This window comes from Proteus sp. GOKU, assembly GCF_015475555.1.
In the GTDB taxonomy this organism is placed as follows: domain Bacteria; phylum Pseudomonadota; class Gammaproteobacteria; order Enterobacterales; family Enterobacteriaceae; genus Proteus; species Proteus mirabilis_B.
In genome coordinates this window covers 312,328-331,573 of the sequence record NZ_CP034105.1, presented here as the reverse complement: position 1 = coordinate 331,573, position 19,246 = coordinate 312,328, and the positions used below count along the sequence as shown (strand labels likewise).

Annotated in this window: 17 protein-coding genes; 12 read left to right on the top strand and 5 right to left on the bottom strand. The window is 34.0% G+C overall.

Annotation, left to right across the window (positions count from 1 at the left end; all coding sequences use genetic code 11):
- Window positions 1–56: 56 nt before the first annotated feature.
- Both EHE21_RS01665 and EHE21_RS01660 read right to left on the bottom strand, forming a co-directional pair.
- Window positions 57–1,883, bottom strand: a complete 1,827-nt coding sequence (locus EHE21_RS01665) for a nuclease domain-containing protein (RefSeq protein ID WP_194951670.1) — start codon at window positions 1,881–1,883, stop codon at window positions 57–59.
- A gap of 14 nt (window positions 1,884–1,897) precedes the next feature.
- Window positions 1,898–4,396, bottom strand: coding sequence for an AAA family ATPase (locus EHE21_RS01660; RefSeq protein WP_194951669.1), 2,499 nt, complete (start codon window positions 4,394–4,396; stop codon window positions 1,898–1,900).
- Window positions 4,397–4,753: 357 nt separating this feature from the next.
- Here EHE21_RS01660 and EHE21_RS01655 point away from each other — a divergent pair, with 357 nt between their 5' ends.
- The 4 genes from EHE21_RS01655 (at window position 4,754) to EHE21_RS01640 (ending at window position 8,164) form a co-directional block, all read left to right on the top strand.
- Window positions 4,754–5,263 carry a GNAT family N-acetyltransferase gene (locus tag EHE21_RS01655; RefSeq protein ID WP_194952569.1) on the top strand — a complete coding sequence of 170 codons (510 nt, stop codon included), beginning with the start codon at window positions 4,754–4,756 and terminating at the stop codon, window positions 5,261–5,263.
- Between the two features lie 422 nt (window positions 5,264–5,685).
- A complete protein-coding gene (locus tag EHE21_RS01650; protein WP_036914671.1) occupies window positions 5,686–5,853 on the top strand; it encodes a YhfL family protein in 168 nt (55 codons plus the stop codon).
- Window positions 5,854–6,064: 211 nt separating this feature from the next.
- Entirely contained in the window at window positions 6,065–6,988 is a 924-nt protein-coding gene (locus tag EHE21_RS01645) for a tetratricopeptide repeat protein (RefSeq protein WP_194951668.1), read from the top strand.
- 114 nt (window positions 6,989–7,102) lie between these two features.
- Window positions 7,103–8,164, top strand: coding sequence for a hypothetical protein (locus EHE21_RS01640; RefSeq protein ID WP_194951667.1), 1,062 nt, complete (start codon window positions 7,103–7,105; stop codon window positions 8,162–8,164).
- Here the strand turns inward: EHE21_RS01640 and EHE21_RS01635 are convergent.
- On the bottom strand, window positions 8,161–8,640 hold the full coding sequence (locus EHE21_RS01635) for an Hcp family type VI secretion system effector (RefSeq protein ID WP_194951666.1): 480 nt from the start codon (window positions 8,638–8,640) through the stop codon (window positions 8,161–8,163). The two genes, EHE21_RS01640 and EHE21_RS01635, sit on opposite strands and share 4 nt — an antisense overlap.
- A gap of 706 nt (window positions 8,641–9,346) precedes the next feature.
- On the opposite strand from EHE21_RS01635, the gene EHE21_RS01630 reads away from it, so the two are divergent.
- Entirely contained in the window at window positions 9,347–10,216 is an 870-nt protein-coding gene (locus EHE21_RS01630) for a pirin family protein (RefSeq protein ID WP_088493955.1), read from the top strand.
- Window positions 10,217–10,322: 106 nt separating this feature from the next.
- Here the strand turns inward: EHE21_RS01630 and rraB are convergent, their stop codons facing one another.
- The gene (rraB, locus tag EHE21_RS01625; protein ID WP_151434047.1) at window positions 10,323–10,754 is read right to left on the bottom strand and encodes a ribonuclease E inhibitor RraB; all 432 of its coding nucleotides are present in this window, start codon (window positions 10,752–10,754) and stop codon (window positions 10,323–10,325) included.
- A gap of 184 nt (window positions 10,755–10,938) precedes the next feature.
- Here rraB and argF point away from each other — a divergent pair, with 184 nt between their 5' ends.
- The 5 genes from argF (at window position 10,939) to EHE21_RS01600 (ending at window position 15,097) form a co-directional block, all read left to right on the top strand.
- The gene (gene argF / locus EHE21_RS01620; RefSeq protein ID WP_088493957.1) at window positions 10,939–11,943 is read left to right on the top strand and encodes an ornithine carbamoyltransferase; all 1,005 of its coding nucleotides are present in this window, start codon (window positions 10,939–10,941) and stop codon (window positions 11,941–11,943) included.
- A 178-nt stretch (window positions 11,944–12,121) separates the two neighbouring features.
- A complete protein-coding gene (locus EHE21_RS01615; protein ID WP_164996119.1) occupies window positions 12,122–12,292 on the top strand; it encodes a hypothetical protein in 171 nt (56 codons plus the stop codon).
- Window positions 12,292–13,227, top strand: coding sequence for an aspartate carbamoyltransferase (gene pyrB, locus EHE21_RS01610; protein ID WP_088493958.1), 936 nt, complete (start codon window positions 12,292–12,294; stop codon window positions 13,225–13,227). The genes EHE21_RS01615 and pyrB overlap by 1 nt, the downstream gene beginning before the upstream one ends.
- 13 nt (window positions 13,228–13,240) lie before the next feature.
- Window positions 13,241–13,699: an aspartate carbamoyltransferase regulatory subunit gene (gene pyrI / locus EHE21_RS01605; RefSeq protein WP_006535648.1), complete on the top strand. Its 459-nt coding sequence runs from the start codon at window positions 13,241–13,243 to the stop codon at window positions 13,697–13,699.
- Window positions 13,700–13,921: 222 nt separating this feature from the next.
- Complete coding sequence (locus tag EHE21_RS01600) at window positions 13,922–15,097, top strand: MFS transporter (protein WP_194951665.1); 1,176 nt, start codon at window positions 13,922–13,924, stop codon at window positions 15,095–15,097.
- 4 nt (window positions 15,098–15,101) lie between these two features.
- Here the strand turns inward: EHE21_RS01600 and EHE21_RS01595 are convergent, their stop codons facing one another.
- Window positions 15,102–16,013 carry a LysR substrate-binding domain-containing protein gene (locus EHE21_RS01595; RefSeq protein ID WP_194951664.1) on the bottom strand — a complete coding sequence of 304 codons (912 nt, stop codon included), beginning with the start codon at window positions 16,011–16,013 and terminating at the stop codon, window positions 15,102–15,104.
- A 359-nt stretch (window positions 16,014–16,372) separates the two neighbouring features.
- Between EHE21_RS01595 and EHE21_RS01590 the strand changes: the two genes are divergently transcribed.
- Complete coding sequence (locus EHE21_RS01590) at window positions 16,373–16,759, top strand: RidA family protein (protein ID WP_006535650.1); 387 nt, start codon at window positions 16,373–16,375, stop codon at window positions 16,757–16,759.
- Between the two features lie 344 nt (window positions 16,760–17,103).
- A complete protein-coding gene (gene nrdD / locus EHE21_RS01585) occupies window positions 17,104–19,242 on the top strand; it encodes an anaerobic ribonucleoside-triphosphate reductase (protein WP_194951663.1) in 2,139 nt (712 codons plus the stop codon).
- Window positions 19,243–19,246: the final 4 nt, after the last annotated feature.

Here is a 19,246-nt window from a genome sequence, read left to right as displayed (position 1 = left end):
AAATTATGTCAAGTACAAACTATTCTCATTAATACGGGAATTAGTATTCATTTTAATTAAAGAATCGACATTTTTTCATATTCTAACTCACTAATATTTATTGTATTCTTTATTAATTGAACAATTACTAGATTCAATGAATCATTATGCTTTTTATCATTCAAATCAATACCTATACTTTGTAAAGATGGAGTAACATAATTCTTACTAAAAATATCATATTCTGAAGAATGAAAACTATAAAAATGCCCTTCATGAGAGGGAAATAAAATACTCATTGAATTGACTGCTACTGCACCTGTTTTTTTTTCGTGTATACCATGAACATATTTCATTGTACATTCAGGTAAATATTTTCTGACCGCTAAATGTTCATTCGTATATTTAGCATCAAGTACTATTAATTTTCTTTCACCATTAAGTAATTTAATCTCAATTACGATATCTGGACATCGATGTGAATATTTATGTTTATGAGTTCGTTTTTTAATATTTTTCTTATTATAAGCCAATCCTTCTGAATTTATAAAGAATGAATCTAAAACATTATCACTTTTACTCATCCAATATACAGGTTCTCTATATAAAGAAATTTCATGTCCATACTTATTCTCCCAATAGCTACTCACCATAAGCTTCGAATCAAATAATTCATTTAATACTTCATAAACTCTATAATAACAATATGATTCAAATAACATTGGTATATTTCTTATAGCAAATAAATTTTCATAAGCAGACCAATCTGGAGAACTTTTTTCAAACCAATCTATATACTCTATAAATATAGATCGGTATGCTAAATGTGATATAGCCTTGGGAGTTAATATAGGTCTTTGTGTAATAATTTTAGAAACAGGTAGTGTCTTTTCCAAATGAAATTTTATTTCATTTGCTAACTTCAATAAATTTTCACATCTGGCAATTTGATTAGATAAAATCCTTTTCTTAAACTTATTTAATTGTTCAAAAAAAGAAAAATATCCTTCTGGTTTAACTTTCTGATTTATTAGTAAATATGATGGTAAACATTCATATGAACTCAATTGTTTTGATATTTCCATTATCATGAATGATAAGAATCCATGAATTATCCAATTTTCATATATATCATGATTTTCTTCAAGCTCAGACACTTGTAAAGATGAAGCCATAAACATATGATTATTATACATTAAGTGAGACTTGTTAATATCATCACATTCATGAAGCACTGATAGATTAGACATCAACCAACCCAATGATTCATCATCAAATATATTATTATGATTAGGTGTTATTATTTTTTGAATAGGTGTAAGTTTTGTAATTGGTTTTTTTAATATGTCAGGTAATACAGAACAAATTAATTCGAATACATATTCGAGACGTTCTAGATTACTAGATGGAGAATTTCTTCCTTCTTTAAAACCAGAATTATATTTAGTAGTTTGAAAAATAGAGTATAGTTCGTCTTCACTTAATCTTGATAAGTATAATAGCATCTTTTCAACATTATCAGCATTAGCCTTTGATGCAAGTATTTCAATTGGCTGAAAATTAAACAACTCAAACTCATCTAATATCTCATTAGATAATTTTATTGTAAATTCAGCAATACCAAAGTAATTAGCAAAGAGACATTCATATTTTTTCTGCCTACTAAAACTAGGGGTCCAAATAAATTTAATTTCATCATTATCAACAATAATTTCTGTAGGTTCTATATTATGATCATTAAGAATTAACTCTGCATATTTATACTTCTCATTTATTTCTAAATAAAATTCCAATGCTTCATTTTCTTTAATCCAATAATTAACTGAATTGTTAATATCAAGTTCATCCAACTTTAAAATTGTACCGTATCTCTCTCCTGATATTATTTTAATTTCTAATAACATATCTATATGCCTTCTTAAAAATATGAAAATGAATTAGTAAACTCATTTCCACTTGCGATAATACGTTCTAATTGAGAAGTTGAACGAGGATATGAACGACCTAAAATATCTAATAATTCTTCTAACCGTTTTTTGAAACCTAATCCATAACCTTCAATATGTGGTAATACATGCTGTTCTATTGCAAAATCCATAGCAACCTCATTATCCAGTATTGGACTAACAACAGAACAATAGTTTGTTATAATATTTATTTTTCTCTTGCTAATATAAATTGAATTACCTAATTTAATATCTCTTTTTATTAAATTCTCAATAACTCTATGTAATATTAATTCACTTGATTTGGATAATTCGAAATCATCTTTAGGCGAAAGTAATTTACTTAAAACCTCATTACTTAATGCACCATTCAATTTTTTACCAGTAACATCATGTACTATATCATTATTTATATTCAGGTTTATTATTGGAGCCCTATCAATTAATCTAGGTGATAATCTTTCGGTTGTTGAATCATTATTTATTGTTGCAATAAATCTAACTGAACTATCAATTTTTAAAAATCTTAACTCATCTTTCGGAATTCCAGTATCTATAGGTCTAAAACTATAATCTGCATCACATAATCCTATAAAATCAGACCAGTAGTGTTCCATTGAAGACAAATTAGCTTCATCAAGCAATATTATTTTTTGAGCATTATTACTTTTTCTTTGTAAAAAACTATAGAGCCCTGTTCTCGATTCTTGATATATTCCTTTTAAAGAATTATAAAAACCAAGAATATCCCTACTAGAGACCCAACCTCGGCCTACAGGTACAAATAAAAAATTCTTGTCTCCTGTTGCATCTCCAAGATATAGCGCCTCTGCAAGTCTTGTTGCAGTTGATGTTTTACCAGTGCCAGGAGGTCCACTTAATACGGTTAAAAATGATTGATTAACTGAAACAAGTAGATTCGTCATTTCTTCTCGGGAAAAATTTCTACCGCCATCTTCAGAAAAGCTAGAACATAAAGAATCTATTAAATCCTCAATTCGCTCTGGTTTATTAGTTGCAAAAGCAATGGGTCTAGCATCAAATGTAGATGTATCCAAATATGACTGCCCATTTAATACTTTATTTATAGCTTCCATCTCTCCAATTTTTTTAGCTAGATCTTGATTATTAGTAGTCCTTAAAATGTCTTGATATCCGTCAGCTGTTGATTTTAAAAGCATATTATGTTCTTCTAAATAATCTTTTCTTTTATTAAGTTGTGTTGCTTCATTTGCAACTTTTAATAAGTCTGATTTAACGGATATTTCTTTTTTTATATTATTTAATGTATCACTAGCTTTTTCAATTTCATTAGAAAGCTCTAATTGTTTTTTTTCTAGTTGTTTTTTTATTGCTTCTTCTTTTTCTGCTTCAAACTCTGCAATCTTCCGTTCAACTTCAATTTTTTTCTTTTCTATTTTGTTTTCATATTCATAAACAAGATTTTCTTTATCTTTTAATGTTTCTTCAAGCCTGTTTAGATTAGTTCTAATTCTGCTTTCTTCCTTTTCTATATCATCTTTTATTTTTTCCAAATGCTCATGTAATATGGATACTTTATTATCTTCAATATAATTTTCTAGAAAATTAATACCAGCATTACTTCCTAAATACTCTTTTATTAAAGAATATCCAATATCTGATTCAGATAAATAACGATCAAGCAGATTTTTAAGCCGCTCAATTCTTTCATATTGTTTAAAAATTTGATTAGATTTTTCACTTTCCGCAATAATTAATTGTAAACGTTGAGCTTCTTTTTTACCCAATGATTGAGTTCGCTTACCAAAGCCTTGAGAATTAACAACTTTAATTAATAAATCATCTGAAAGATAATCTATACTTTCAGATCTATATCTTGATATAGATTTAAAAGATGAGACAAATAACAAATCAACATTAGCATCATTTATTTTAACAATTACATCATTTAATTTTTGAAAATTAAAATATCCTAAATACCCTTTCCCATAACTTAATAATGAATGCACATGTGGCTCAATTATATATCTTTTATCCTCATTTTGAGTGCTCACTAATGGTCCATAAAGTACATCATTATCTAAAATAAAAAAAGGTTGCTCTGGTGGAATAATTTCTTGTGGTAGTAATCCATACTGTTTATCTGGTAAATTAGTTTTTAATATAGGAAGTAGGGTATTTTGTGGTAAGTTTTCAGCATCGGAACCTAACGCCCAATAACGATCAATACCATCTTTTAAGCTTTTGTCTTCATCATAAGAATGGCTAGATAACACAAACAAGTCTGTTGGTGAAAAACGTTCATCAATGCTTGGAAAACCCTTTGTAATTAATATATCACTTGGATAATCACTTTTATTTATTGGTATAAAAGTATTGGCATCTTTTTCTTCAAGTAATGGTATTACAAATCCTTGGTTTTCATTTAATGTTGAGGATTTTTTGACTATAAGCCGAGGTAGATGAAGATAACTGTCTTGTGTTCTCATAATATTAGCCTTTACTATTTTTAACATAAAAATTATCAATGTATTATATATGGAATAATTTATATTAGACCTATTTTTCATTAAAAAAATAAAATTTTTAAAATGAAAATAAAAAATAATTTTTTGATATATTATCCTTTCACATTTATTTGTGTTGATATTTAATACTACCAATTAATATTTTATTTAGGTTTGATTATTTAAAGATAATTTTTGTCGTTTACAATTTTATAAAATCAATTAAGATAGTTTTTGTAGCCATCAGTGCTACTTTCAATGAAGAAGTTCCTTTCCGGTGCTCTCTCAATAAATAATCAAAAAATATTCTACTAATAAGTGAAAACGATGAGTGCAACTATGACTGCAACCCAAGCTATAAACTCAAATATTGTTATTCGAGCCATTGAAGAAAAAGACAACGCAGGTATTGCACGCGTTATTCGTGAAGTATCAGCAGAGCACGGTTTAACTGCCGATAAAGGCTTTGCGGTTGCCGATCCAATTTTAGATACCCTCTATGAAGTTTATCATCAGCCACGCAGTGCTTACTGGGTTGTTGAAATGGATGGAGAAGTTGTTGGTGGGGGTGGTGTCGCACCACTTGCTGGTGGCGATGGCAATACTTGTGAACTACAAAAAATGTACCTTTCATCCAAATTACGTGGCAAAGGTATTGCGAAAAAAATCGTTCTGCAATCTCTTGAGTTTGGTAAAGAGCAAGGCTTTAGCCGTTGCTATTTAGAAACCACAGATATCTTAAAAGCGGCTGTCGGTTTATACGAAAAACTAGGATTCGAATTTATTGATGAAGCATTAGGTAACACTGGACATAGTGATTGTGAGATCCGTATGGTGAAGCCACTTTAAGCGTTCTTGCTATTCCCTACGTAATACAATAAATAAAATAAGCTCTACTTGACCCGCATTTCTTATGCGGGTTTTTATTAGCAATAAATAGCATCTATTAACACAAATCCAGTTTATCAAAATGATATAAATACAGTATGTTTATGTGCTTATTTTCACAATTAATTTCTTAATTAATTATTATCAAAATATTATTAATGAAATTCTTATCTTAAATTTCATTAAAACCCACAAGTTTAAATTATTTTTCATTCCACTCTAGATAATCACATTATCCCTCTTAAATAAAATATTATTTATCTTATTTTATATTTTAAAAAAGAGATTTTTTTATATTGCTATTTATAGCTAATTTAATATCTTTATGCAGATAAAGTCATGCATTGGCTTTTATAACTCTAAAATTTAAAAGGAATTTTTTCATGAAAAACTTTGTTAAAATTGCACTTATTGCTTCTGTAATTACCGTAATGACCGGTTGTACTGGTAGCGTATACAATAAAGAAAAAGACTGTAACTACGACTACTTACTGCACCCAGCAGTTTCTATTTCTAAAATCATTGGCGGTTGTGGCGACACAAGCAAATAAGATTTAAGAAATAAACATATTAATAAACTACATTCTGACTTATTGTTGCTAAGAAAGGATGTAGTTTTTTGTTTTATCATACCTTATATTTTTACTCGTTTTTTATGAGTCTCATTCCTCACCAACATAAGAAATCAGAGCTTAGTATTTCCATTTTAATGGAAGATAGATTAAATTAACCATTAATAAAATCTATTTTCGGTAATTTTATATGACATTAAACTACAAGATTATTATCGTCACATTATTTTTATCTATTCCTATGTTGGCTTATTCCTCCCCCCAAGCTAAATGTATTCCCGAAGAAAAAAACTTTTCCGCATGTGAAATATTAGCAACGCAGGGAGATAATAAGGCATTATTAGTACTTGGGCGTTTCTATGAAACGGGTACTGGGATTGAAAAAAATGTAGAGAAAGCCGAACAAATCTATCAACTCTTAGCAGATAAAAATGATGCTGATGGATTTAATCAATTGGCAATGCTTAAGGAAGATCAGGGCAAAAAACAAGAGGCTATTTTACTTTACCAAAGAGCAATAGAACTCGGCTCATCATCTGCTAATTATAATTTAGGTATACTGTACAAATATAATAATAATTATAAAAAAGCAAAAGAGATGTTTGAACAAGCAATTACCGATAATAATTCAGGTAAAGCTATGATGAGTTTAGGCGATTTATATTTTGATGGATTTGGTGTTGAAAAAAATATGGAATTAGCGGAGCACTGGTATAAAGCCGCTATTCAAGCTGATCATTATCTTGCCATTACACGATTGGGAATACTGTATGGCAATCTGGGAAAATATGATGAAGCGATAGTATATTATCAAGAAGCGATCAAAAAAGGTGATCCCGCCGCAATGAATTCAATGGGATTACTATATCAACATGGTTTTGGTGTACAACGTGATATCAATAAAGCGGTTAATTTTTATCAAGATGCCGCTGAACAAGACGAAATCGGAGGGCTGATTAACCTTGGTCTAATGTATGAAGAAGGCCTTGGGGTACCTCAAAATTATGAAAAAGCCATCGAATTATATACAAGAGCCTATCAATTAGGTTATACCGATATTCAGTTACGAATTAATTTCTTAAATAAACACTTTATAAATAATAACAAAAATTAATATAACCATAAAAATTAACTTTAACATATTAGTTGCTATGGTAAATAATTCCAGATATCTATTCATCTAAATAGATTTATTTATAGTTTAACTATAAATAAAAAGGAGATTTATATGCAGTGTGGTGATTTAGAGTGGTTTTACTGTAAAGATGGTGAAATATTAAATGCTAATGAGGCAATGGAAAAGCGACTTATTATTTACAAAAAAATAGGTCGGGAACTGAAAAGTGCACATAATCTTGCCCAAAAAACTTGGCAATATGAAGACTCTTCTAGTAAAAATCAAAATCGCTCAAAGGGATGCTCACCCAGTGGATTGGATGAATTTATTTATTATAAATGTGAAGGAAATGCTCCTTCCGTTGAAGTAGCTCTGAATAACCCTTGGGTAAAATATATAGAAGATTTCGGTATTACTTCTGCAAAAGGAGTAAACAGAACGATAGATACATTCATTGAACTGGGTATACTGCCCCCAGCTCTTGAGGGTATGAATTATGTTCTTAAATCTCGGCTATCTAGAAAGCCTCGTATCATACAAGAAAATATTGAAGCCATTTATCTACTACGATTTGTTTATGATCCCTATGAAAATATTACTGAAGTCGTCAATATTATTATTGATACAATAATCAATAATATGTCCCCATCTAGAAAACAAAAACTATCTCATTATATCAATGCGATAACTAATGTTTCTAATCTAGGTAATACTGTTAGCTTTGAAGATAGATTTGATGTAAGACCTCAAGTTAATTCATCAGTTAGAAATTTTGCAACAGATGTTGGCGTTGATATTATGGCTGATTCTAAAATTCGAAAATTTATTGTATCCGCTATAATCACTCAAATGGTTGCAGGTATTATTACAAATTACCCATCCTTTTTTAAACCTTTTAGACCAACCCAAATTATCAAAAGGACAACTTTAGTTGCAACATTAATGTACGGTTACGGTACGATTGAAAAAATGTCAGAAGCAGCAAGAAGACTTGAAAATAAAAATAAAATGGTTTACGACGTAATGAATAAAAGCAAGATCACCATGGCCTATTATTTTGTTGAAACAGAATTAGGACCTTTAATTACTTTAGCTGCAAGCCCAGGTAGTGTAGCTAGTGATGATGCTTTTATTTCTGAGGTACGCCATTTAATTAATAAATATAAAAATTAGAATACACTCTCATCTGATATGCTATACCCAGAAGTACCAGCCATGATTTGCGAGGTGGTAATATCACGATATCTAACAGTTAATTGCTCTTCAGGATCGATATCATTGCGTAAAATATTATTTGGGCATTGATGTGAATAATCAATAATAGATGCTTCGTTTAATTTCACTGTGAAATATTTTTCAATTCCACCATTTTGTGCGGTACGATAATAATCAAAAACTAAACTAAGAATTTCATTATTTGAAACCGCAATAAGTAATAGAGGGGAAGATTTATCAATCAGTTTGGTAAACTCTATTGGTTGATGAGCTAGATTTTGAGTTCTAGATACTGAAAAATTTAGTTCTGTAACAAATATTGCATTTTCTTTCCCTAATTGATAACGATTTCCTATTGAATCTAATGTTCCACAACCACGAGAAATCAGGCCTTGTTGCTGACCTTCTAATGTAAGATAAATTAAATTAGCCATTAATAAAGTCCATTTTTAGATACGTTTATATAATATTAAACAATATGATTATTATCATCACGTTATTTCTATATTTATCTAACTTTATATTTTTATATTAAAATAATCAAATTAAATATATTCTTAAAGAAACAATTTTCACATATGAAATATATAAAGATTACAGAGATAATAAAAAATAGCACCTGTAATTCTCTACAAATTTAGCATACGCACTAAAAAAATATATAATTAACTAAAAGTAGTGTAATTTATTAATCAAGTTAAAGATTGTTTTTCATTTACTCAACTAGAAATATTGTACAGTAAATTAGAAAAATATGGTGAAGCGAGAATATATTATCAAGAAGCTATCAAAGATAGAGGGGATCTAACTACAATAAATTCGCTAGGTTTACTGTACTAATATGGTTTTGGTACAAAATACGATATCAGACAGGCTATAAAACTATACCAATATTCGACAAATAAAGATGAAAAAATATTTAACCTCGTAGTCGCCAAATTACACATTCAATCAATATCCCTATTTATCTTCATTTTAGAAATTCATTCATTTTTTTTGAACACCATCAACAAATTCCCCCTATTTTGTTCATCATCAGAACACTTTATGATCAGCCTCATTAAGAAATCGCAATAATCTGTATTACCTCCTTCTGTGTCTTGGTTATTGCGGTTTCTTTCCTTAACTCGGAGAACAATCATGACTATCAGACAGATTAATCATATTTATTCGGCGCCAAATTCACACTGGGTAGGTAATGGCTTTCCAGTCAGCACCTTATTTTCCTATCAGGAAAATGGTGAGAAACATAGCCCGTTTCTGCTGATGGATTATGCCGAGCCAACACTGTTTAAACCTGTTACCAATGCCCGTGGTGTAGGAGCGCATCCTCATCGTGGATTTGAAACCGTAACAATCGCCTACCAAGGTGAAGTTTCTCATCATGACTCTAAAGGTCACGCAGGAACGATTACCGCAGGTGATGTGCAATGGATGACCGCTGCTTCTGGTATTTTGCATAAAGAGTATCACTCTGAAAAAATGACCAAAGAAGGCGGTGTATTGGAAATGGTGCAACTTTGGGTGAATCTGCCAACAGCGTACAAAATGACACAGCCTCGTTATCAGGCGCTGAAAGCAGAGGATATCCCTCATGTTGAATTATCAAATAACCAAGGTTATGTCAGAGTGATTGCAGGTAATTATGCCAACACACAAGGTGTGGCAATGACCTACTCGCCGCTGAATGTGTGGGATCTACGTTTAAATCGCGCAGGTGTTTCACATTACAGTATTCCTGAAGGTCATAATGCAATGCTGTTTGTCGTAAAAGGTGCCGTACATATCAATGATAGTGAAATTGCACGTCAACACGATATGGTGATGTTAGATAATCATGGCGATACGCTCACATTAGAATCAATGGGTGACACCATTGTTTTAATTTTAACCGGTGAGCCAATTAATGAGCCTATTGCAGGGCAAGGACCTTTTGTGATGAACACGCAAGAAGAGCTACAACAAGCTTTTGATGATTATGACAATGGTAAATTTGGCGTAATGGATTAATGACATTAGCTTAAAAACAATAACACCAGTCACAAAGCAACAATTTTGTGGCTGGTGCTATATTGCACTGAAAAATCAGGTACAAAAGGACAACATTTAGCAAAAATTAATGTAAACGTGATGACTTATCAGACTCTTCTTCGTCGTCTTCGTCTTCACCCTCTTCATCATCATACTCTGCGTCAGGATCTTCAAAATAAGTACCCCAACCATCGTAATAGACACCCATTTTTTCAGCTAAATTCATTAATTGCTCAACTTGAGCATCAATAAGTTCAGCATTCAAACCACTTTCACTGACTGCATCAAAGCAAACTAAAATCTCACCTGATTCGACTTCAATTTCTTCAGGCTCAGTCACTTCGTAACCTAATTTAAAAACTTCAACGGCTGCTTTTTCTAGTGTTTCAAAATTTTCACAAGAAATATGGTGCTCAATGGCATACAGTGCATCAGGATCACTGCCATCTTCCAGTAATTCTTCAATAATAAGACGTGTTTCTTCACGTTGTTCTGCTAACTCTTTGCTGTCCGCCATAATCATGCTCCGCAATAGTCTGAAAAGGTATCTCGTTCATTGTCCCACAGGCAGGATCAACACTCCATACTTAATATGATCTCCTTATCGCATACTGTTTAAATTAAAAGTTTTCCTTTAGGGGTTGATGATGAATATTTATTGATATAAATTGAATATAAATTCAATGACAGGATATCACTCTATGAACCCTTTTTATCAGAAATCATTCTTACGTTTACTTGATTTTTCACCTGCTGAAATTCAACAACTACTTACATTGTCAGCACAATTGAAAAAAGCCAAAAAATCCGGTCAAGAAACTCAGTATCTTACTGGAAAAAATATCGCACTAATTTTTGAAAAAGACTCAACACGTACCCGTTGTGCGTTTGAAGTCGCTGCATTTGATCAAGGTGCAAGAGTGACTTATCTGGGGGGAGGAAGCCAAATTGGACATAAAGAATCGATAAAAGATACTGCTCGTGTATTAGGTCGTATGTACGATGGTATTCAGTATCGGGGCTATGGACAAAAAACAGTAGATGCACTTGCACAATATTCAGGTGTACCTGTTTGGAATGGTTTAACCAATGAATTCCACCCAACACAGTTATTAGCCGATTTACTGACTATCACTGAACATCAAGCTAAACCATTATCAGAAACGGTATTTGCTTACCTTGGTGATGCTCGTAACAACATGGGTAATACTATGCTGGAAGCGGCTGCATTAACAGGTATGGATTTACGTTTAGTTGCGCCTAAAGCATGTTGGCCTGAAGCGAGTTTAGTTGCTCAATGCCAAGAAATTGCCAAGAAAAATGGCGGAAATATCACGCTAACTGAAAATGTGGCTGAAGGTGTTAAAAACGCTGATTTTCTTTACACTGATGTGTGGGTTTCTATGGGCGAACCAAAAGAGGTTTGGAAAGAGCGTATTGCGTTACTGAAGCCTTATCAGGTCAATATGGATGTTATAAAATTAACCGGAAATCCAGACGTCAAATTCCTTCACTGTTTACCCGCTTTTCATGACGAAGAAACAACGATGGGTAAAGCATTAGCTGAAGAATTTAATCTCTATGGTGGCTTTGAAGTTACTGATGAGGTTTTTGAATCAAAACACAGCATTGTGTTTGATGAAGCAGAGAATCGTCTTCACACCATAAAAGCAGTGATGGTCGCTACCCTTGCAAATCCTTTCTAAAATACATAATCATGCAAAACACCTATTTTTTATTTATGAAAAAATAGGTGTTTTCTTTGTTTTATCTCAAGCTTATTGATTTTTAAATTAAAAAAATTTTTTTTGCAAAAAATAAAAGCAAACGCTTGCGTGCAACTCTAAGATGCGTATAATGCGCCACAATTTGTCAGGAGGAAAGATGAAACAGCGCCTATTCCAATTCGTAACAAAAACAAGCACCTTAACTGGTCGCAAGCGCATTCTCTTTTTTCCAATAGCCCAATTTTTTAAAGCCCCTCTTATTGAGGGGTTTTTTTTGGCCTATAAAAAACCATCTATCGCACAATTCATCGCCAAAGGAGAACTCTAATGACTAATCCGCTCTACCAAAAGCATATTATCTCCATCAATGATCTGGACAGGGAAGATTTGGAGTCTGTTCTTCACGTTGCTAATAAACTCAAACAGCAACCTAATAACGAATTGTTGAAAGACAAAGTGATTGCGAGCTGCTTTTTTGAAGCATCAACACGTACTCGCTTATCATTTGAGACAGCTATCCACCGCCTAGGTGCATCAGTTGTCGGTTTTTCTGATGGAAGCAACACTTCACTGGGTAAAAAAGGTGAAACATTAGCGGATACCATTTCGGTTCTTCGCACTTATGCTGACGCCATTGTTATTCGCCATCCTCAAGAAGGTGCAGCACGTTTAGCCTCTGAGTTTGCGGGCGATATTCCAGTACTCAATGCGGGTGATGGTGCAAATCAGCATCCAACACAGACTTTGCTGGATTTGTTTACCATCCAAGAAACACAAGGCCGTTTAGATAACCTCAATATCGCGATGGTCGGTGACTTAAAATATGGCAGAACAGTACATTCACTGGCACAAGCATTGGCGAAATTTAAAGGTAATCATCTCTATTTTATCGCCCCTAAAGTACTCGCCATGCCAGAGCATATTCTTCACTTGCTGGAAGAAAATGGTGTTGAATACAGCCAACATGAAACAGTAGATGAAGTGATGCCAGAACTAGATATTCTGTATATGACTCGCGTACAAAAAGAGCGTTTAGACCCATCTGAATACGCGAATGTTAAAGCACAATTTATCTTAACCAGTGCAGATCTTGTGAATGTGAAAGATAACCTTAAGATCCTACACCCCCTGCCACGTATCGATGAAATCACGACAGATGTAGATAAAACACCTTACGCTTATTATTTCCAACAAGCAGGCAACGGTATCTACGCACGTCAGGCATTACTTGCCTTAGTTCTGAATAAAAACTTAGTTCTTTAATAAGGAGCACACCATGACACATGATCACAAACTAAAAGTTGAAGCTATCAAACGTGGGACTGTTATTGATCATATTCCAGCGCAGGTGGGCTTTAAAATTCTGTCACTATTTCGCTTAACAGAAACGGATGAAAGAATAACAGTAGGTTTTAATTTACCTTCAGAAAATTTAGGTAAAAAAGACTTAATTAAAATCGAAAATGTCTTTTTAACCTCTGAGCAAGCAAACCGTTTAGCGATGTATGCGCCTCAAGCAACTGTAAATATCATCGATGATTATCAAGTCGTTAATAAAATGGCATTAAGCTTGCCAGAATTGCTTGAAGATGTGGTGCCTTGTCCTAATAGCAACTGTATTAGCCATAACGAGCCAGTACAAAGCAGTTTCCGTGTCAAAAAACTGGCCTCAGATGTTGTATTAACCTGCAAGTACTGTGAAAAAGAGTTCGAACGCCACGCGGTTATTCGTTAATTCTTTTAACTATCTGCTCGCAAGGGCAGATAGTTTTTTTGTCATAACTATCTATTAAAGCAACAATACTCTTCATTGTAGATATTTTCTCTACTTAGAATCACCAAAGTAGATCTTCTGTTTTCTCTCACTTTTTGTCACCATAAAGACTGGATATATCCGCTAAATCACTTACTTAATTACTTTAACAGAGACGAATTTTCGCCTTCTGCGGATAGACTTATGCAAACAAAAACTCGCTTATTACTTTTAACACTGTCACTGGCTGTTTTTGGTGTGATCACAACCGAAGTTGCGGTGATTGGATTGCTACCACAACTTGTCGAACAAATGAATATCACTGCGCCACAAGTGGGCTTTTTAGTCAGCATTTACGCGATTGTTGTCGCAATAACAGGTCCTACTATTACACTTTTATTTGGGCGATTTAATCGCAAAACGATACTGTTGGTCATAATGGCTTTATTTATTATTTCCAATACTGTTTATGCATTAACACATCAATATCACGTTATTTTGCTCTTTCGTATTTTGCCTGCATTTACCCATGCGCTATTTTTTGCAATAGCACTGATGGTGGCGGCAAATTCAGTACCAGTAGAAAAATCCACTCATGGCGTTGCTATTGTTTTTTCTGGTGTTGCGGTGGGAATGGTTTTAGGTATGCCACTTAGCGCTTTTATTGCTGAAACTTGGTCATTAAGTATGGCATTTGGGTTTGGCGCTATCACCAGTGTTATCGCTTTTATTGGTATTGTGTTTTTTGTGCCTTCAATTAAAGTCACTGCACCGCTTAAAATTAGTGATCAATTAAAAGTATTAAAAAAATCAACAGTTTGGTTGAGCATTATTACTGTGACACTTATTTTTTCAGCCATGTTTGCTGGATTTAGCTATATTGCTGATTTTTTAGTGAATATCACAGGGTTTTCAAACAATATGACCAGCACATTACTGATTGTATTTGGTGTGAGTGGTTATTTTGGTAATTTTATTTTTAGTCACTATTTACAGCGAAATGTCGTTAAAACAACGATAACTTACCCAATCTTGTTTTGTTTTATCTATTTATTTATCTGGTTAAGCGGTTCTCAGGCGCTTGCCATGATCCCTCTGATCATTCTTTGGGGCATGTTACACACATCAGGATTAATTATTTCTCAAACATGGTTAATGAGAGATGCAAAAGCAGCACCCGAATTTGCAAATAGCCTTTATATCGCCTTTTCTAATTTAGGGATAACTGTGGGTTCTATGGTAGGAGCTTGGGTTATTCAACACATTGAATTACAAATGATAATTTGGGTAGGTATACTTTTTTCACTACTTGCATTGGGTACCATTTGGTTACGAGTACGATTGCAATCACCAAATTGTGAAATGGCTTATCAGCAATAAATATTTACTCATCAAATCCGCCTTCTTTTGCCACCTGAAGCAATGCATCTGCTATATAACGTGTTTTAGGTGGTAGTTTTTGCCCTTTATGCCACATCATATTGATAGGAGATTGATACCCTTCTGTTTTGATCAAGATGCGCTGTAATTGCCCTTCTTTAAGCTTATCCCCAATCATCCATAACGGAAGTTGAGCAATACCATAGCCATGGATCACTGCGTCAAGCATTGCATCACCATCAGCAAGTTCATAAAAAGGAGTTGGAATATATTGGTGGAAGGTTCCTTCTTCTTTTAGCATCCAATAAAAAGGGGTATCTTGCCGAAATCCCACAATACAACGATGGTCTGATAACGTTTCGATTTCTTTAGGTATGCCATATTTTTGCAAATAAATCGGTGAAGCACAGAGAACCAGTTTTTGTGTTGTCAGTTGTCGTGCAACAACATTGCTACTATCAGGTAAATGCCCGATACGAACGACTAAATCCACGCTCTCCTCATGCATATCAATATAGCGCTCACTAAATGAAACACTCATTTTAAGCTGGGGCTGCTTATCCATTAATGTCATTAAAACAGGCATAATACATTTACGACCAAAAGCAGACGGTAAATCCAGACGAATTTTTCCTGTTAATACCGACTGGTTTTCTTGAACTTGATTATTAGCTTGTTCAAGAATAGAAAGTGCTATTTGACACTGCTGTAAATAATACTCACCTTCAGAGGTCAACGTTAAACGTCGTGTTGTTCTTAATAGTAGATTAATACCTAAATGCTCTTCTAACCGAGTCACACTTTTCCCAACGGCTGATTTAGTTATTCCTAAACGAGATGCAGCTTCAGTAAAGCTACCTGTTTGAGCCGTTGCAACAAAAGCGGTGATACCAGAAAGTGAATTGAATTGCGTCATAGCCACCTACTATTATTCTAAATCTTGCATCAAACAATACATCGATAAAAGTTGTTATAAAAAGCACGATGTTTCTTCATTATAGAATAATTCCACTCTAAAAGCATAAACGGGATATTTTTGAAAAATAAACTTATATAAAAAATGATTTTTATAAAAAATTTTTCTATAAAAAGCCCTTTTATTCAGGGAAAAATACACATCAAAATGAAGTAATTACATGAGTTCATTTTCTTTTTATAATTGCAGACTTTATGATAAAGCCTGACATCTGTCATATTGCTAACCTGAAGCGCTGGCTATAATAGCGTCGCACTAATCGAATGTTAGCGTTAATCTTATAAAAACAGGAGTTCTACATGTCTTACGAAATTAATACCGATAAAGCCCCAGCTGCGATTGGCCCTTATGTACAAGGCGTTGATTTAGGTAATTTAGTGATCACTTCAGGTCAATTACCTGTTGATCCTGCAACCGGTGAATTTGTTTCTGATAATGCAGCAGAACAAGCTCGTCAATCTTTAGAAAACGTAAAAGCAATCATTGAAAAAGCGGGTTTAACTGTTGCTAATATCATCAAAACAACTGTTTTCGTAAAAGATTTAAATGATTTCGGTACGATCAATGCTGCTTATGAAGCATTCTTCAAAGAGCATAACGCTGCATTCCCTGCTCGCTCTTGTGTTGAAGTTGCACGTTTACCAAAAGATGCAAAAGTAGAAATCGAAGTTATCGCTATCCGTTAATTTCGTCTCAACAGCAAGCCATAAAAAAGCAAAGGTCTCTTTATGAGCACTTTGCTTTTTTTATGTTCTCACTTTTTGATGAATAATTTATCACTTCTGTTTTTGGCACATATTTACAATTCAGCCAATCCCTCTTGATGCCTGATGTAGCAAAAATACCTTGATGCAGATCAGTTTTAATGAAGATTATTTCTCTTTCAATTACTATATATTGTGCTTTAATACATACCGACCTACAACATATAGTAATTATACACATCTTATCCACAATAAGCCTGAATGCTGTGCCATCACCTGTTTTTATGGGATTTGAGCCTGTGGATAAATAGTTAAGGAGCAAGATTGTGAAAACCATTGTGATAAAACGAGACGGATGTAAAGTCTCTTTTGACCAAACCCGCATCAGCGATGCTATCAAAAGAGCCGCCGTAGCTTGTGAGATCACTGATGATGATTATTGCGATTCTGTCGCGCAATCCGTTTCACAATCTCTCGCAGGACGTTCGAATGTCGATATCCGTGAGATCCAAGACGCCGTAGAAAATCAGCTGATGGCTGGCGAACATAAAGATGTTGCCAGAGCCTATATTGAATACCGTCATGACCGAGATGTTGCTCGTGAGCAACGTGGAAGACTAACTCAGGAAATCCGAGGTCTTATCGAACAAAGTGATGTCTCTATTCTTCATGAAAATGCGAATAAAGACAGTAAGGTTATCCCTACCCAGCGTGATTTACTTGCGGGTATTGTGGCTAAACATTACGCAAAATTGCATATCCTGCCAAGAGATGTGGTACTCGCTCATGAGCGTGGTGAAATTCATTATCATGATCTCGATTACTCACCGTTTTTCCCAATGTTTAACTGTATGCTAATTGACCTTAAGGGCATGTTAAACAACGGTTTTAAAATGGGAAATGCGGAAATAGAACCCCCTAAATCTATTTCAACAGCAACAGCAGTAACTGCACAAATTATCGCACAAGTGGCAAGCCATATTTATGGTGGTACAACGATAAATCGTATCGATGAAGTATTAGCGCCGTTTGTAAAATCAAGCTATGACAAACACTATAAAGTAGCGCAAGAGTGGCAGATTGCTGATAAAGAAGCTTATGCTAATGCGCGTACTGAAAAAGAGTGTTACGACGCATTCCAATCTTTAGAGTATGAAGTTAATACACTACATACTGCTAATGGACAAACCCCATTTGTCACTTTTGGTTTTGGCCTTGGTACGTCGAAAGAAGCGCGTTTAATTCAACGATCTATTCTTGAAAATCGCATGGCTGGTTTAGGCAAAAACCGTAAAACAGCTGTTTTCCCTAAACTTGTTTTTGCCATTAAAGATGGCTTAAACCATAAATTTGGTGATCCTAATTACGATATCAAACAACTTGCTCTCGAATGTGCAAGTAAACGCATGTATCCCGATATCTTAAATTACGATCAAGTCGTTAAAGTAACAGGTTCATTTAAAACGCCAATGGGTTGCCGTAGCTTCTTAGGTGTTTACGAAGAAAATGGCGAGATGATCCATGAAGGTCGTAATAACCTCGGTGTTATCAGCCTGAACTTACCGCGTATTGCGATTGAAGCTCAAGGTGATGAAGCAACATTCTGGTCACTACTTGATGATCGCCTCGAACTAGCGAAAAAAGCACTGATGACTCGTATTGCTCGTTTAGAAAACGTCAAAGCGCGTGTTGCCCCTATCCTTTATATGGAAGGTGCTTGTGGTGTTCGCTTAAAAGCAGATGATAATGTCTCTGAAATCTTTAAAAATGGCAGAGCATCAATCTCATTAGGTTATATCGGTGTTCATGAAACCATTAATGCACTGTTTGGTACTGAAAAACACGTTTTTGATGATGAAACCTTAAGAGAAAAAGCAGTGGCGATTATTAATCGTCTGCGTGAAGCAACAGATCAGTGGAAAGAAGAAACAGGTTATGGCTTTAGCCTTTACAGCACACCAAGTGAAAACTTATGTGATCGCTTCTGCCGCTTAGATGCAGCTGAATTCGGTATTTTACCGGGTGTGACAGATAAAGGTTATTACACCAATAGCTTCCACTTAGATGTTGAGAAAAAAGTAAATCCATACGACAAACTGGATTTTGAAGCGCCTTATCCTCCATTAGCAAATGGCGGTTTCATTTGTTACGGCGAATATCCAAACTTACAGCATAACCTTAAAGCATTAGAGGATGTGTGGGATTACAGCTATACCCGCGTTCCTTATTACGGAACGAATACTCCGATTGATGAATGTTATGACTGTGGTTATACCGGTGAGTTCTCTTGCACTAGCAAAGGCTTTACTTGCCCACGTTGTGGTAATCACAACCCTGCAAGAGTTTCAGTGATCCGCCGTGTATGTGGATATTTAGGTAGCCCAGATTCACGCCCATTTAATGCGGGTAAGCAAGAAGAAGTTAAGCGTCGTGTGAAACATCTGGCAAATGGTCAATTAGGTTAAGAGT